The following is a 15,980-nucleotide window of genomic DNA, read 5'->3' on the forward strand; positions in this document are numbered from 1 at the left end:
AAGAATACAATGTTTTCCGAGTTGGAAAATGCTTTGTAGAAAGGAAGAAACTTCATGCCTATTATTTTAGAAAAAGGACAAAAGATTGATTTAACGAAAGGACAACCGAGAGTAGCGAAACTACAGGTTGGCTTAGGCTGGGATCCAATTGGGCAATCAGGTGGGTTTCTGTCTTCTTTATTTGGAAGTAAACCAAGTGTAGATTGTGATGCATCTGTCGTTATGTTAGAAGGGGATCGTTTTTTAAACAAAAATGATCTAGTTTACTTCGGCAACAAACTTTCTACTTGTGGTAGTATTATTCATTCAGGAGATAATTTAACAGGTGAAGGCGCTGGTGACGACGAAACAATTTTCGTAGAATTACATAAAGTTCCGAGCCGTATTAATCGTTTAGTATTCGTTGTAAATATTTATGACTGTGTAAATCGTCGTCAAGACTTTGGGATGATTCGCAATGCATATATTCGTATTCAAAACCCACAAACAGGTGAAGAATTAGCGCGTTATAACTTGTCAGATAATTATGCTGGCAAAATGACTTTAATTGCAGGTGAAATGTACCGACACGGAAACGAATGGAAGTTTTCAGCAGTGGGAGAAGGAACACAAGATAAAAACTTAAGTGAGATTGTATCACGTTACCAATAAAATAAACCAAGGAGGAATAGTATAATATGGCATCTATTTCATTGAAAAAAGGACAAAAGGTAGACTTAACAAAAACAAATCCAGGTCTTTCGAAAGTTCTTGTAGGACTTGGTTGGGATACGAATCGTTATGACGGACAAAATGATTTCGATTTAGATGTTAGTATCTTCTTAGTAGGTGCTAACGGTAAAGTTTCAGGTGCAGAGGATTTCGTCTTCTATAATAATCCAAAAGGTGCGAATGGTGCTGTAGAGCATTTAGGAGATAACCGTACAGGTGAAGGTGAAGGCGACGATGAAACAATTAAAATAGACTTAAAAAATGTTCCTGCTAACATTGAGCGTATTTGTTTCACAATTACAATTTATGATGGAGAAGGCCGCAGCCAAAACTTCGGACAAGTTTCTAATTCTTTCGTACGTATTATGGATGAAGAAAAGAATGCAGAATTAATTCGTTACGATTTAGGAGAAGATTTCTCTATTGAAACAGCTGTAGTAGTGAGCGAATTATACCGTCACGCAGGTGAATGGAAATTCAATGCAATCGGAAGTGGATTCCAAGGTGGATTAGGTTCTCTATGTAATAACTTTGGTTTAGATGTAGAGTAATAGATTTATATATCCATCAGTGAAACGCGTAATTACTGATGGATATATTTTTAAAAATTAAAATATAGAGGTGAATATATATGGTTATTCAATTGCAAAAAGGACAGAAAATTGATTTAGCTAAAACAAGCCCAGGTTTATCAAGAGCAGTAATTGGTCTTGGATGGGATATTAAATCTTATGATGGTGGATCTGATTTCGATTTAGATGCATCTGCCTTTTTATTAGATGCGAACGGGAAATGTACGAAGGAAACTGATTTTATTTTCTATAATAATTTACAGTCTCCTTGTGAATCAGTTTTACATACAGGAGATAACCGTACAGGTGCAGGTGACGGTGATGATGAGCAACTTGTTGTCGATTTGAAAAAGGTTCCAGCAGATGTTCATAAAATTGCTATTACAGTTACAATTTATGATGGTGAAGGCCGTAATCAAAACTTTGGACAGGTTGCAAATGCATTCGTTCGTTTAGCAAATGAAGAAACAAACGAAGAAGTTCTTCGTTTTGATTTAGGGGAAGATTTCTCCATTGAAACAGCAGTTGTCTTTTGTGAATTATATCGTCATAATGGACAGTGGAAGTTTAGTGCAGTAGGAAGCGGATTCCAAGGTGGATTAGGTGCGCTTGTAAAAGCGTATGGCTTGGATGCATAAGAAGGGAAACGACATTCGTTTCCTTTTTTTGACCTTTCTATAAATCTAGCAAAGAATAGGGGATAAAGGTAAGATGAGTATTTTGCAAGGAATCCTTGATACGTATGCTCAGTTTTTCGACTTGGACATGTGGATTAAAGTGTTACAAGATCCAGTATCTTGGGGGTTAATAGGTACACTTGTTGTACTTGAAGGGTTATTATCTGCTGACAATGCACTTGTGCTAGCGGTAATGGTAAAACATCTTCCAGAAGAAAAACGAAAAAAAGCATTATTCTATGGACTGATTGGAGCTTATGTATTCCGTTTTATTGCAATTGGAATCGGAATGTTCTTAATTAAATTATGGTGGGTAAAAGTGTTAGGTGCACTTTACTTAGCTTGGCTTTCAGTTAAATACTTCATTGATAAAAGAAAAGGTAATGCAGAAGAAGAGGAAGCTCATGGTATGAACCAAAATAGTATTCTCTTCAGAATGTTCGGTGTCTTCTGGGGGACAGTTGCGATGGTTGAATTAATGGATATCGCATTCTCTGTAGATAGTGTACTTGCTGCATTTGGTGTATCGAATGAAGTTTGGATTTTACTATTAGGCGGAATGCTCGGTATTTTAATGATGCGTGGTATCGCTGGCGTATTCTTAAAGTTGTTAGAACGTATTCCAGAACTGGAAACGACAGCATATATTTTAATCTTAATTATTGCAGCAAAAATGCTACTGTCTGTTATTCATATTGAAGTAAGTCATACGCTGTTCTTTATTATTTTAGTTATAGCGTTTGGAGCAACATTTATACTTCACTACATGAAGAATTCTGGACAAGCTAAAGAAGAAGTTGCAGCTACTAAAAATGAACATAAATAATTGAAATGGGTTTGCTCGTTATGCGAGCGCCCATTTTTTATAACTAAAAATAGTTTATAATAGAAGAGAGACTTTATAAAAAACGTAAATGTTTTTGGAGGTGAACTGTTGTGTTTTCACGTTTTACACTTCAACCATGTGCATTAAAAGAAGAATCAGATTTAAAGCAATTTGAAGCGCTTTTAGAAAAACGCCCACAATATGAACTGACAGAGAATGAGATGAAATTTAGTTATATAGCAAGTCGCATTCTTGGTGTTCCGAATGATGTAGATGAATATTTCAATGAACTATTTGATTATAGTGAAGCAAAAGGGATCGAAGTTTTGCATGAACAAAATTTAAATAAGGTGATTGATCCCGAAAAACTACGCCATATTCAAGAAGTTTTTGCATTACATCAAGAAGCGCCGAATGGACTTACAGTAAATAGGCTTGTAGCACATTTGTCTGGAAAACAACTATTACCGCAAGTAGACAATCCTGATTTACAGCATTATATACATACGACGTTTATTTCTGTATTGAAATTGTATGAGAAACAACATAATCAATCTTTAAAAACAGAAGGATTCCGGCGTTTCTTAATCGATATGATTAAATTAAGTGAAAATTACGTAGCGAAGTGGTTCTCTACGATTAATTATAAGAAACAAATGCCACGTATCGTTTGGTACGGTGATGCGACGGAGAGTCGTATATATTTCTTATACTTTCTTATTATGCTCGGCTGTGATGTGCTTTATTATCACCCAGAAGGAAAAGATGGATTTGAGAGTGTAGATGAGGAAGGGAAGACCTTTGTCGTATCTCATTCAGGCCGTATTTCATTGGAACCATTTCCTGATCGGCGTCGTGAACGCGTCGCAACAGTAGCTTATCAAGCTTCAAAAGAAATCGAGCAAGTACTTCACCACGATAATTCATTATTATACAAACCGTGGCAATTCCGTTCGTATACACCTGTAGCCCGTACGCTCAAAACGACGTACGATGAACTCTTTTTAATTACGAAAGAAAAGGCATTTGTACGCCCAACATTCTTTGTTGAAAATAAGCATATTTATATTCCTTCTTTATTTGCAAAAATATCCGGCGTTTCAAAGAATGATAAAGAATATTTTCAGCGATTAAAGGCTGTTACATCATTTGATAACAGTTTATTAATTAATACATTCCCGTTTACGAAAGAACAAAAAGCGAATTTCCAATATCATTATCGAGATGCATTGGACCGCGGGGGAAAGTTACATCCGGATTTAATTATGAACAGCCATTGGTGGCCGCATAAGCGTTTACCAGAAGGATTACAACATGGTATTGCAGAAGCAATGATCCATACGTGTGAAAGTGAAATGTGTAAACCAATTGCGAAAGAGACGAAACAAGATGTAGCGCTGTATGTTTTCGCACAACTCTCTCAAATACCACCGAACATTTTAGAGCAGCTTGAGAAATTTGATTATTCGCAAGAAGTACCGAAAATTGTTATATTTAATAATGAGAAGAGCGGAGAATTAAGTCGTTCTGATGCTGTGTTATTACTATTTTTAAATCAAATTGGAGTAGATGTATTCCACTTTAATCCAACGGGGAGAAACGATATTGAACCGTATATTGAATCAGGAGCATTTGATTCACATTGGCTTGAAGAAGTTAATTTCGATCTTGAATTTCATGGTTCATCAGCCTATAAAAATTTATCACAAACAATAAAAGGACTATTTCGTCCATTTTTATAAGGAAAGGGAGAATACCATATGAATAACCCAGTCGTACTAGATTCGAAAACAGAATTGAATGAGCAAACCGCACAAGATGTTCGCTTGCAACTTAGACAAGATGCAGAAGTGCAACGTATTTATAACGCAGTAGATATTAAAGATCAATTAGAATTAATAGAACTCGGAAAAGAACCTTCTATGGAAATTTCACGTTTCGCTGATCAAATTTTACATACAATGTCTTTATCGAAAGTAGAAGACTCTGGTGAATTATTAAAACAGCTTGGTAAAATTATGGACAGATTTGATAGTAAAGACTTTGCGGAAGAGAAAAGTGGTTTCTTCTCACGTATGTTCAAAAAAGCAGATAAAATGATTGAACAAATCTTTAGTAAGTATCAGACGATGGGTCGCGAAATGGATAAAGTATACGTAGAAATTACGAAGTATCAAGATGAAATGAAAAAATCAATTGGTACGTTAGATGGTTTATATGAGCAAAACTTAAAGTATTATTTAGACTTAGAAAAATACGTAGTAGCAGGGGAAATGTTATTAGAGCGTTTAAATACAGAGTTAGTTCCGATGTACGAAGAGCGCATACGTAATAATGATCAGTTAGCGGGTATTGAATTAGAATCGCTTAAAAACTCTGTTGAAATTTTAGAACAGCGTATTGATGATTTAGAAAAAGCACGTATGGTTGCTCTATTAACAGCACCACAAATTCGTATGATTCAACGCGGTAACAATAAATTAATCGGTAAAATCAATACGGCATTTATTACAACGATTCCTATCTTTAAAAATGGTATCATTCAAGCGGTAAATGCGAAACGTCAAAAGCTTGTTGCGGACTCTATGGCTGAACTTGATCGCCGTACAAATGAATTACTTAAGAAAAATGCACAAAATATCGCAACTCAAAGTGTGGAAGTAGCGAGATTATCAGGTTCTTCTAGTATTAAGATGGAAACACTTGAGGAAACTTGGAACATTATTTCAAGAGGTATGCAAGAAACACAACAAATTGAAGAGCAAAATAAACGTGAGCGTGAAGAAAGCCGCAAGCGCATGGCTACATTAACAGAGAACATCAAAAAAGAATTACAAGGATAAAGAAAAGGCAATGAGGAACAGTCCTCATTGCCTTTTAGTTTCTCTTAACTAATTTAATGATTTCATTCACAACAAGCGGAATGATACTTAACAAGAGAACAAATCCCCAATCGCGTAATGTTAATGCATGCACACCAAATATATTGGCAAGAGGTGGGATGGAGATAATACAAACTTGCATAAGAACACCGATAAGAAGTGAGAAGACTAAATATTTATTTGTAAATATCCCAATTGAAAAAATTGATTTCGTTCTTGAACGTAAGTTAAATGAATGAACGAGCTGAGAAAAACTAAGAACGACAAATGCCATCGTTTGAGCGTGTAATAGCGCGTCTTCATCAATTTGCTCTGGGAAGAGAGGAAATAAATTTGTATCTCCTGTATAGAGCTTTGCCCCAACGATAAAGGCTGTTAAAGTAAGAAGTCCAATTACAACCCCATTGAAAATAAGAAAAGGAACGCTGCCGCTAAATAAGCTTTCTTTCGCATGTCGTGGTTTTTCCTTCATCACATCTGGATCTTCAGGATCAACACCGAGTGATAATGCAGGCAGTGTATCTGTAATTAAATTTACCCACAAAATGTGAATAGGGCGTAGTGGTGTTGCCCAGCCGAGTAAAATAGCTAAAAAGAGAGCTATAATTTCGCCGAAGTTACAAGAAAGTAGGAAGAGAATAGACTTTTTAATATTACGATAAATATTTCTTCCTTCTTCAACAGCTTTCACAATAGATGAGAAGTTATCATCTGTTAAAACTACATCTGCTGCGCCTTTTGCGACATCTGTTCCTGTAATTCCCATTGCTACTCCAACATCTGCTTGTTTTAAAGATGGAGCATCATTTACACCGTCACCAGTCATGGAAACGATATTTCCTTTAGCACGTAATGCTTTTATAATCTTCACTTTATGTTCTGGAGAGACCCTAGCGAATACATTTAAGTGATTAATTTTACTTGCTAGTTCTGTATCTGAAATGGTATCTAATTCAGTTCCAATCATAATTTCAGATATTTCTTCAGCAATGCCAAGTTCTTTGGCAATTGCAAAGGCGGTATCCTTATGATCACCCGTAATCATAACTGTGCGAATACCAGCCTTTTTACATTCTGTAATTGAATCTTTTACTTCTGTACGTGGTGGATCAATCATACCGACAAGACCGATAAAGATGAGATTTTCTTCGAGATGATTTATATCCATATCGTTTAAATCGTATCGTTTATATGCGAATGAGAGTACTCTTAAGGCTTCTTGCGACATTGACCCGGCAGCTTCTAATATTTGATTTTTATCAGAATCTTTTAGGACCTCAAGTTTATTATTTATAAAGATATGGGTACAGTGAGGTAAAAGTTTATCAATAGCACCTTTCGTCATGCTATAGTAGCCTTCATCGTACGTATGTACAGTTGACATCATTTTACGATCAGAATCGAAAGGCAATTCGTTAACACGTTCATGTTTATTTTCTAAATGATCTTTTTGAATGTTAAAAGAGCTTCCGGCAACAAGAAGGGCAATTTCTGTAGGATCCCCTGTTTGTGAGTCGGCACCGTAAGAGGCATCGTTGCATAAAACCATATTTTCTAATAATAGACGGTGTGCATCATTATTTACATTCAAATTTTTTAGTTGGTCGTATGTGCGATCACTATAAAAGTGAGTAACGGTCATTTTATTTTGAGTTAATGTACCTGTTTTATCTGAACAAATAATTGTGACAGAACCGAGAGCTTCAACAGCTGGTAGTTTACGAATGATAACGCTTTGTTTAATCATACGCTGAACACCAATTGCAAGAACGATGGAAACGATAGCTGGTAAGCCTTCTGGAATGGCTGCAACAGCTAAACTAATTGCGGTCATAAACATTTCTAACGTATCCCGGCCCTGTAAAAAACCGATGAGAAACATAGTAGTGCAAATAGCTACAGCGACAAATCCTAAATATTTTCCTACTTGTGCTAAGCTTTTTTGAAGTGGTGTCATATCATCGTCTGCTTCATGTAAAAGGGTAGCGATCTTGCCAATTTGTGAATGCATCCCAGTTTCAACAGCAACACCGATGCCACGTCCGTATGTTACTAACGTCGACATAAAGGCCATGTTTTTTTGATCACCTAATGGTACTTGCTCATCATTTTGCATGGAAGGGTGGTAGACTGCATCTTTATCGACAGGGACAGATTCACCAGTTAGAGCAGATTCTTCAATTTTTAAATTCGCAGTTTCGATAAGTCGTAAATCGCAGGGGATATACCGCCCAGCATCAAGCATGACGATATCACCTGGAACGACGTGCTCAGATGGAATCTCTTTTAGTTCACCATCTCGCTTTACGATAGCTTTAGGTGTTGCCATCTTTTTCAATGCTTCTAAAGCCTGTTCCGCTTTCGATTCTTGGATTACACCGATAACAGCATTTAAAACTACAACGAGCGCGATAATACTTGCATCGGCCCATTCACCTACAAAGGCGGAAATAAGGGACGCGATAATAAGGACATATACGAGGACATCATTAATTTGGGCGAAAATGCGCTGCCATAAAGTACGTTTTTGTTTGGTAGCTAATTCATTATAACCATATTGCTTTAAACGTTCATTTACGATTTTATCTGTTAAACCGTGTTGTTCATTTGTTTCTAGGTCGATTAATGTTTGATTTTTCGTCTTACTGTACCAATTGCTCATAAGTAAGCACCTCCAGTAAAAACAGTTAGCAATGGTAGTGTGGCAATTTTTTTAGAGTAGTATGTATGGAGAAAAAATCTAAGGTGAGGTTCTACTTTCATTGTACAGTAATTTAGAATGTGAGGAGGAAAAGAGAAGAGTTGTCATGAATTTGTTGAAATTAAAAGAGCCTCGAATACGTGAGGCTCTTTGTCATTTTTTAATTAATGTACCTAATTCCTCAGTAATAGCTTGCATTTCACTAATACTGAATGTTTCACGTTTCATAACGTGCTCATAAATGTCACGTAAGTCCTCGTACATTTCTTCGTTAAAACTAGCAGCTCTCATTGCTCCAGCATTAACCATGCGTAATTTTTCTTTAATAGCTTCTACCATATATTCAACGTTTGCTTCTGATTTTACGGATAAATCCACCGAAGTGTCCCCCTTTAAAATAACATAAGGTTATCTTAACATTTTTTTATCATTTTCGTTAATGAAACTTTTCAATCCTATTAAATTAGTAGGGATTTCCTTTATAATTAATAATTGGTTGTTTATACTATATAAGTATATGGTAAGAAATGCACCAAGAAGGGAAGAAACAAAAATATGGTCCGAGTATTGTTTGTTTGTCTTGGGAACATTTGTCGTTCTCCAATGGCAGAAGCAATTTTTCGGGATCTTGTCGTAAAAGAGGGACTCGAAGAGAAAATTGTCATTGATTCTGCAGGAACTGGAGATTGGCATATTGGTCATCCACCACATAAAGGAACACAAAAAATTTTAAAAGAAAATGAAGTCGCTTTTGAAGGAATTAAAGCAAGGAAAGTAGAAAAAGAAGACTTAACAAAGTTTGATTATATTATTGCCATGGACAACAAGAATATAGCAGATTTAAAAAGTTTTGGTAAAACTGGAGGCTATATTGGTAGGCTGTCCGATTTTGTTCCAGACGGTGGCTGGACAGACGTTCCTGACCCTTACTATACAGGGAACTTTCAAGAAGTGTATGACCTTGTAACAGAAGGGTGTGCAAAGCTATTAGCTTTCATTCGAAATGAACAAGGAATATGAGGAAACTTAGAAAGTAATACTTTCTAATATAAGAAATGAAAGGGTGAAGGAATATGGCAAAGAAAAATAATATTGCTCGAAACATTGCGATTGGTGTAGCTGCAGGTGTAGCTGTATCTATGTTAAAGAAAGAAAACCGTGAAAAAGTAAAAAATACGGCAGAAAAAGCAAAAACAAAGATGATTGAAATTGGTGAAAATGCGAAGATAAAAGAAAGAGTGCAAACTGTTACAGATAAAGGACGCGAACTTGCTGATTTAAATGTAGTGAAAGCGAAAGTAGCGGAAATCAAAAAATTGACACCGTCTGTTGTAGAGACGTTAAAAGAAACGAAAGAAATTTTTAGTAAGAAAAAAGTTGAGCGAGAAGAAAAGCCAGAAACGATTGAAATTCAAGCTGTATCTCCAAAGGTAGATGAGCTTAAAGCAGAAGAAGAGCCGGTAGTTGCTGAAGATGGCGGTATGAAAGAAGCACGTGAATTATTTATGAAAGACTCAAATGCAGAGGAAAAAAAAACTGAAGCGTACATTGAGTTAAAGCAAGATAAAGAAGAGAAGAAAAGCGTTTAAACATATATGAGAAAAATTTTAGAAAAAGTGAGAAGAAATCGTACGTTTTCGTTTGGGAAAGATTTATATGACCGGACGATGCGCGATGATGTAGCGGGCTTGGCAGCACAGCTCGCTTATTTCTTCTTGCTTGCGATTTTTCCTGGGCTTGTTTTCTTAATTACGCTTCTTGGCTTTATCGACCTTCAAACAGAAAGTGTGCTCAATTTATTAGAACCGTACGTACCGGAAGATGCAATGAACTTAATTGAAGTAAACGTAGATAAAGTTGTAAACGAACAAAATGGTGGTTTATTATCATTCGGTTTACTATCGATGTTATGGTTTGCTTCAAACGGGGTGAATGCGGTTATGAACGCTTTTAACCGTGCTTATGATGTAACAGAAACACGTTCTTTTATTAAAACAAGAGCGTTATCAATTGTGTTTACATTAGCTATTATTTTTATGATTGTGTTTGCACTAATTGTTCCAGTGTTCGGACAAGTGATTGGAGCAGCTGTGTTTAAAGCAATTGGTTTATCGGATAGTTTTTCTTACGTGTGGAGTATTACACGGTTAGTCGCGAGTTTCTTCGTGCTATTTGCCTTGTTTAGTTTTTTATATACGTTTGCACCAGATCGCAAGTTAAAAAGAAGAGAAGTTATTTCAGGAGCAGTATTTGCTACTGTAGGATGGATTGTGGTATCGTACTCATTTGCTTATTATGTAGATAAGTTTGCGAATTACGCTAATACATATGGTGGTCTCGGTGGTATCATTATTTTAATGTTATGGTTTTACTTAACTGGGTGGGTAATTTTACTTGGCGGTGAAATTAATGGCTTACTCCATCATTATAGAACGGGTGACAATAATTCCCGTAATGAAAAATGAGCTCTTGTTCCATAATAAAAGGGAACAGGGGGGATATTTCATGAGTAATAATAAAAAGAACCACAATAATAAAAGTAATAATAAACAAAAGAGCAGTTCGCATCCAAAGCATAAAACGAGCAGTAGTGCGAACGGTCACAATAGCTACCATTAAAAAAAACGGGTCCTTTATCAGGGACCCGTTACTTATTTCCTTTTAATAATCGTAAGCCATTCAAGATTACAAGAATGGTACTTCCTTCATGTCCAATAACACCGAATGGAAGAGCTAAAAACTGCAAGAAATTAGAACAAATCAGCATTGCAATGACAGCTAAAGAGAAGATAACGTTTTGCTTCACAATACGGTTCATTCGTTTTGATAAACGGATTGCTTGAGAGAGACGAGATAATTCGTTTTTCATAAGAACAACGTCTGCAGTCTCTAATGCTACGTCTGTTCCTTCACCCATTGCAACACCAATACTAGAAGTAGCGAGTGCAGGTGCATCGTTTATACCATCTCCAACCATGGCGACTATGCCGTACTTTTCTTTTAACTGCTTTATCGTTTCAACTTTTGTTTCCGGTAAACATGATGCGTAATATTCTTTTATATTACTTTCATTGGCAATTGCTTTTGCTGTTTCTTCATTATCACCAGTAATCATGATTGCTTCGACACCAATGCTTTGCAAATCACGAATAGCCGCTATCGTTTCTTGGCGAAGGGTATCTTTTAAAGCGATCAGTCCAAGAATACCATCCTCATCACTAATATAAACGACAGTTTTCCCCTCTTTTTCAAGTGAAGCAGAAATGCCATTATGAAATGTCTTTGTTTCTTCTCCAATAAAATCAGCTTTACCAATTTTATAAGATTTGTTTTCTAATATTCCTTTTAATCCAAAACCAGTTACATCTTCAACGTTTTCTGGTTTTTTTATCGTAATGTCGTAAGCATGTTTTGCATATTTAACAATCGCTTCTGCTAAAGGATGTGTAGAGTGACTTTCAATCGCTGCTGTAATAGAAAGTACTTCACTTTCTGCTATGCCTTCTCGAACATATACATCTGTTACAGTAGGTTTTCCTTGTGTTAATGTTCCTGTTTTATCAAAGGCAATCGCCTTTACTGAAGCTAGACGTTCTAAATGAATACCACCTTTAAAGAGAATACCGTTTCTCGCTCCGTTTGAAATTGCTGATAAAGTTGCCGGTGTAATGGCTGCAACTAGCGCACAAGGAGAAGCGACTACAAGTAAAATCATCGCGCGATAAAACGTTTCATTCCAACTCCAATCAAGTAAGAAATGAGGAACAAACATCATAGGCGCAACAACAAGTAGTACACCTTTTACGTATGTTCCTTCAAATTTTTCGATGAATAGTTGTGATGGGGATTTTTCGCTTTGTGCACTTTGAACGAGACGAATAATCTTTTGGAATAATGTTTGATCGCTCGGCTTCGTAATTTTAACTTCAATAGCAACACGTAAATTTACAGTGCCGGCAAATACTTCATCGCCGAATTTTTTCTCATTCGGAATGGGTTCTCCTGTAATAGCAGCTTCATCAATATTTGTTTCACCAGTATGAATTGTGCCATCAGCAGGAACACGCTCACCTGGCTTAATTAAAATAATATCGTTAATTTGTAATTGTTCAACTAGAACACGTTCCTCAATTCCGTTTGAAATACGTAATGCTTCTTCAGGTTGTAGATCAAGAAGCGCTGAAATTTCTTTTTGGCTTTTACTTAATGTATAAGATTCCATTGCTCCGCTTAATGCAAAGATGAAGATTAAAATAGCACCCTCTGCCCAGTAACCAATAACTGCGGCACCGATAGCTGCAAAAATCATGAGCATTTCAACATTTAGCTCTTTCTCTTCAATTGTGTCTTCAATACCTTCTTTCGCTTTTGCAAATCCTCCAATTACATAAGCAAGGATATATAAAGTAATACCTGCACTTATTGCATCATTTTTTGTGAATAACCAACCAGCTAAAATAAAAATACCAGATGCGATTGCAAATATAAGTTCATAATGTTTCTTTAATGTATCCCATAAAGAGGGATTAGAAATATCTTTTTGTGCTTGTAATGTTTTTACTTCTGCGTTCATTAATACTCGCTCCTTCCGAATTCTTATTGAGAAAAAGAATCAAAATCGAAACCCCTATAAAACGACGAAAGCTGCCATCCATAATGGATAGCAGCATTTCTGTTGAATCTGATTTTAATAGTTATTATGTTGTAATTATTCTATAGTATAGCATATGTTTTTCTTAGATGATATGTTTTTGTTTTAGTATAAAGTGAAACTTTAATTAGTGGTGGTTTTGTTCATCCCACGCTGATTAAAAGCCCTCGCCAATCGGGCTTTTACGGGCAGCAGGGCTCCCACCTAACTTCTTTGCCCCAGCCGAATTTGGAGGTGGGAGTTTTACTGCCCGGCGAATAGCGGGATAAACTGAAAACTTGTGTTTTCGCATTTCCTTTGGTATATATGAATATTGTTCATAAAAAGGTCGGAAAGGAAGACATCAAGTTGAAGACAGAGAAATTTTTTACCCATCCGATTGGCGTGTTTATTGCTGCAATAGTGGCAACATTTTTATGGGGAAGCGCATTTCCCTTTATTAAATTAAGCTATGCTGAACTTGGAATTCAGCCACAAGAAGTCGGGGAACAAATATTATTTGCTGGCTATCGCTTTTTCTTATCTGGTGTAATGCTCTTATTATTTTTTAAAGCGTTAGGAAAAGATATGAAGTTCAAAAAAGGAACAGGAAAGCAGTTAGTTCAAATTGGCTTGTTTCAAACTTTTCTTCAATATATATGTTTTTATATTGGAATGAGTTACAGCTCAGGAATTGAAGGAGCGATTATTTCAGGAACATCATCATTCTTTCAAATTTTACTCGCACACTTTTTATATAAAGATGATGCTCTAAATAGGCGAAAAGTAATTGGAGTAGCTATCGGTTTTTGCGGTGTGATTTTAGTGAATGTACCGAGTGATGGAAGTTTATCATTTCATTTTGGAATAGGTAGCTTATTACTTCTTGGGGCAGCCATGATGTATTCGTATGGAAACATATTAGCGAAAGAAGGTAGTAAAACATTAGATATTGGGTATATGACAGCATATCAGATGATTTTCGGATCAATTGGGTTGCTATGTATAGGTGCATCTCAAGTTGGAATGATGCCATTCATATTTAATCTACATGCAATACTTATGCTCATATATTTATCGTTCTTATCAGCAGCCGGATTCTGTATATGGAATACAATTATGAAGTATAACAAAGTAGGGAAAGTCTCGATGTATATGTTCTTTATACCAGTGTTTGGTGTGCTACTATCAAGTCTAATTTTAGGGGAAGCAATCCATTCCTTTGTACTATTTGGTTTAGCGTGTGTCGCAGCGGGAATTATTGTAGTAAATCGTAACCCGGTTAAAAAGAAAGTTGAGCAAGAAAAACAAGTAGCATAGAGAACAGAAAAACGATTAAAATGGAAGAACAGTATTGTTCTTCTTTTTTTACATAGAAAAAGGAGAACGTGATATATGTAACGAAAAAAGATAGAATAAAGCATTTATTGAGGAGAACATATTATGAATGTACTTTACATTGTGTTAGTCGGGCAAATTATTCTTTTTTTAATGGGAGCAATTTATGCAATAGGACAGACGAAGAGAACGAGAAATAATATGCCGTTACCTTTAGCAGTTCGTCTTATTCTTAGTTTTTCTTTAACAGGAAGTGCAATTTGGATATGGTTACAAGATCCATCGGCTGAGTACAGTACGTGGGTTGCACTCGGTATGACTTTATCAACTGTAGGGGATTTATTTATGGCAGGATTAATTCCAATTGGTCATCGATTAATTGGAGGAATGGTTACTTTCGCTCTTGCACATTGTTTCTATGTGAAAGCATTTTTACAAACAGGTATTTCATGGAATGGTTTTTGGATCGGTTTATTCGTATACGGACTCTTTCTAATTATAGGGTGGTTTTTCTTTATTCGAAATGAAAAACAAGACAAACTTTTTACAATAGGCGCTCTAATTTACGGTTTGTGGGTTGGAGGAATGGCATGTTTTGCATTCGCCTTATATTACGAGAATATAGGAATATGGTGGATACCAGCACTTGGTGGTTTACTGTTTGTGATTTCTGATTTTATTATCGGCGTGACAGATATCGGAGGGCGCAAACTGAAGTATGAACCGCTTTGGATTTGGTTTACATATGTCGCAGCGCAGATGTGTATTGTATATGTAGGATTATAAAAAGATACTCTCAAAAATAGTTGATAGACTATTTTGAGAGTATCTTTTTTATTGCTATGCTATTATATTTGTTTGTTTAATTTGTGCAGTATCTTATACTTTCTAAGCATAAATTTCATAGGAAAAGTCCTGTTTGATAGATGGAAAACATAGTATATAAAAATAGTGAATTTATAGGGATTATTATTTTTGTATTTGTAATATTCTAATGTTATAATTCAGAATTTTGTGGAAATTAACCAGTCGGAGTACTTATAATAAAAATAAAAAGATGATGAGATGGTGGAATGATGCAAAAGAAAAAATGTTTGCGTGAATTCTTTGAAATAATTGCAATTGCATGTTTATTAGTGTTTTTGGCAAAAATCTTTTTGTTTTTCCCTACGACTGTAAAAGGAGCATCGATGAGGCCGACGTTACAAGATGGAGATAAAGTAATTATTAATAAACTTGCAAAGAGATTTGAAAGTTATGAGAGAGAGGATATTATTGTCGTGAAGACAGATAATTTCTATGTAAAGAGAGTTATTGGATTACCAGGAGATGTAATTGAGATGAAGAATGATCAATTATATGTTAATCATCAAGTGAAAAATGAAGAGTATTTAAAGAATAATAAAAAACAGGCAGAAAAATTACTTATCAATTTAACTGAAGATTTTGGACCGATTACAATTCCTAAAAATAAAATTTTTGTGATGGGAGATAATCGTTTAGTTAGTAGGGATAGTAGGAACGGCTTAGGGCTCATTGATAGAACAGAAGTATTAGGAAAGTTCATGGCGATATATTATCCATTTGAACATGTGAAAATTGTAGATTAAAAATAAGAAAAACCAAGCGAATTAGTTGCTTGG

The 15,980-nt window shown here is 35.6% G+C and carries 15 protein-coding genes; 12 read left to right on the forward strand and 3 right to left on the reverse strand.

All coding sequences use genetic code 11. The features are described 5' to 3' along the window. The first annotated feature begins 54 nt into the window (after positions 1-54). From QCI77_RS02335 to QCI77_RS02360, 6 genes are all read left to right on the forward strand, one after another. Positions 55-651: a TerD family protein gene (locus QCI77_RS02335; RefSeq protein ID WP_002091200.1), complete on the forward strand. Its 597-nt coding sequence runs from the start codon at positions 55-57 to the stop codon at positions 649-651. Between the two features lie 26 nt (positions 652-677). Further along, on the forward strand, positions 678-1,262 hold the full coding sequence (locus QCI77_RS02340; RefSeq protein ID WP_002010225.1) for a TerD family protein: 585 nt from the start codon (positions 678-680) through the stop codon (positions 1,260-1,262). A gap of 80 nt (positions 1,263-1,342) precedes the next feature. Next, a complete protein-coding gene (locus QCI77_RS02345) occupies positions 1,343-1,921 on the forward strand; it encodes a TerD family protein (RefSeq protein ID WP_002091197.1) in 579 nt (192 codons plus the stop codon). Positions 1,922-1,994: 73 nt separating this feature from the next. After that, on the forward strand, positions 1,995-2,786 hold the full coding sequence (locus QCI77_RS02350) for a TerC family protein (protein ID WP_002169235.1): 792 nt from the start codon (positions 1,995-1,997) through the stop codon (positions 2,784-2,786). 110 nt (positions 2,787-2,896) lie between these two features. Continuing rightward, positions 2,897-4,528: a YceG family protein gene (locus QCI77_RS02355; protein WP_289402971.1), complete on the forward strand. Its 1,632-nt coding sequence runs from the start codon at positions 2,897-2,899 to the stop codon at positions 4,526-4,528. Positions 4,529-4,546: 18 nt separating this feature from the next. After that, complete coding sequence (locus QCI77_RS02360; RefSeq protein ID WP_002029585.1) at positions 4,547-5,629, forward strand: toxic anion resistance protein; 1,083 nt, start codon at positions 4,547-4,549, stop codon at positions 5,627-5,629. 34 nt (positions 5,630-5,663) lie between these two features. Here the strand turns inward: QCI77_RS02360 and QCI77_RS02365 are convergent, their stop codons facing one another. Together QCI77_RS02365 and QCI77_RS02370 are read right to left on the reverse strand one after the other, a co-directional pair. Next, positions 5,664-8,330: a cation-translocating P-type ATPase gene (locus tag QCI77_RS02365; RefSeq protein ID WP_353824462.1), complete on the reverse strand. Its 2,667-nt coding sequence runs from the start codon at positions 8,328-8,330 to the stop codon at positions 5,664-5,666. Positions 8,331-8,522: 192 nt separating this feature from the next. Then, entirely contained in the window at positions 8,523-8,747 is a 225-nt protein-coding gene (locus QCI77_RS02370) for a DUF1128 domain-containing protein (RefSeq protein ID WP_002010236.1), read from the reverse strand. A 177-nt stretch (positions 8,748-8,924) separates the two neighbouring features. Between QCI77_RS02370 and QCI77_RS02375 the strand changes: the two genes are divergently transcribed. From QCI77_RS02375 to QCI77_RS02385, 3 genes are read left to right on the forward strand one after another with little or no spacing between them, the layout of a single operon-like run. After that, positions 8,925-9,389, forward strand: coding sequence for a low molecular weight protein-tyrosine-phosphatase (locus tag QCI77_RS02375; protein WP_131246605.1), 465 nt, complete (start codon positions 8,925-8,927; stop codon positions 9,387-9,389). A 53-nt stretch (positions 9,390-9,442) separates the two neighbouring features. Continuing rightward, positions 9,443-9,958, forward strand: coding sequence for a DUF4075 domain-containing protein (locus tag QCI77_RS02380; protein WP_088031671.1), 516 nt, complete (start codon positions 9,443-9,445; stop codon positions 9,956-9,958). Between the two features lie 6 nt (positions 9,959-9,964). Next, positions 9,965-10,834 (forward strand): YihY/virulence factor BrkB family protein, encoded by an 870-nt coding sequence (locus tag QCI77_RS02385; protein ID WP_060749399.1) that lies wholly within the window; start codon positions 9,965-9,967, stop codon positions 10,832-10,834. 182 nt (positions 10,835-11,016) lie between these two features. Here QCI77_RS02385 and QCI77_RS02390 read toward each other — a convergent pair whose 3' ends face one another. Beyond that, complete coding sequence (locus QCI77_RS02390; RefSeq protein ID WP_353824463.1) at positions 11,017-12,942, reverse strand: heavy metal translocating P-type ATPase; 1,926 nt, start codon at positions 12,940-12,942, stop codon at positions 11,017-11,019. Between the two features lie 426 nt (positions 12,943-13,368). On the opposite strand from QCI77_RS02390, the gene QCI77_RS02395 reads away from it, so the two are divergent. From QCI77_RS02395 to lepB, 3 genes are all read left to right on the forward strand, one after another. Next, positions 13,369-14,319, forward strand: coding sequence for a DMT family transporter (locus tag QCI77_RS02395; RefSeq protein WP_353824464.1), 951 nt, complete (start codon positions 13,369-13,371; stop codon positions 14,317-14,319). Between the two features lie 123 nt (positions 14,320-14,442). Beyond that, positions 14,443-15,123 (forward strand): lysoplasmalogenase, encoded by a 681-nt coding sequence (locus tag QCI77_RS02400; RefSeq protein WP_002029577.1) that lies wholly within the window; start codon positions 14,443-14,445, stop codon positions 15,121-15,123. Between the two features lie 287 nt (positions 15,124-15,410). Beyond that, positions 15,411-15,947, forward strand: a complete 537-nt coding sequence (lepB, locus tag QCI77_RS02405; protein WP_002029576.1) for a signal peptidase I — start codon at positions 15,411-15,413, stop codon at positions 15,945-15,947. Positions 15,948-15,980: the final 33 nt, after the last annotated feature.

This window comes from Bacillus cereus group sp. MG9 (genome assembly GCF_040459995.1).
GTDB classification, from domain to species: Bacteria; Bacillota; Bacilli; order Bacillales; family Bacillaceae_G; genus Bacillus_A; species Bacillus_A mycoides.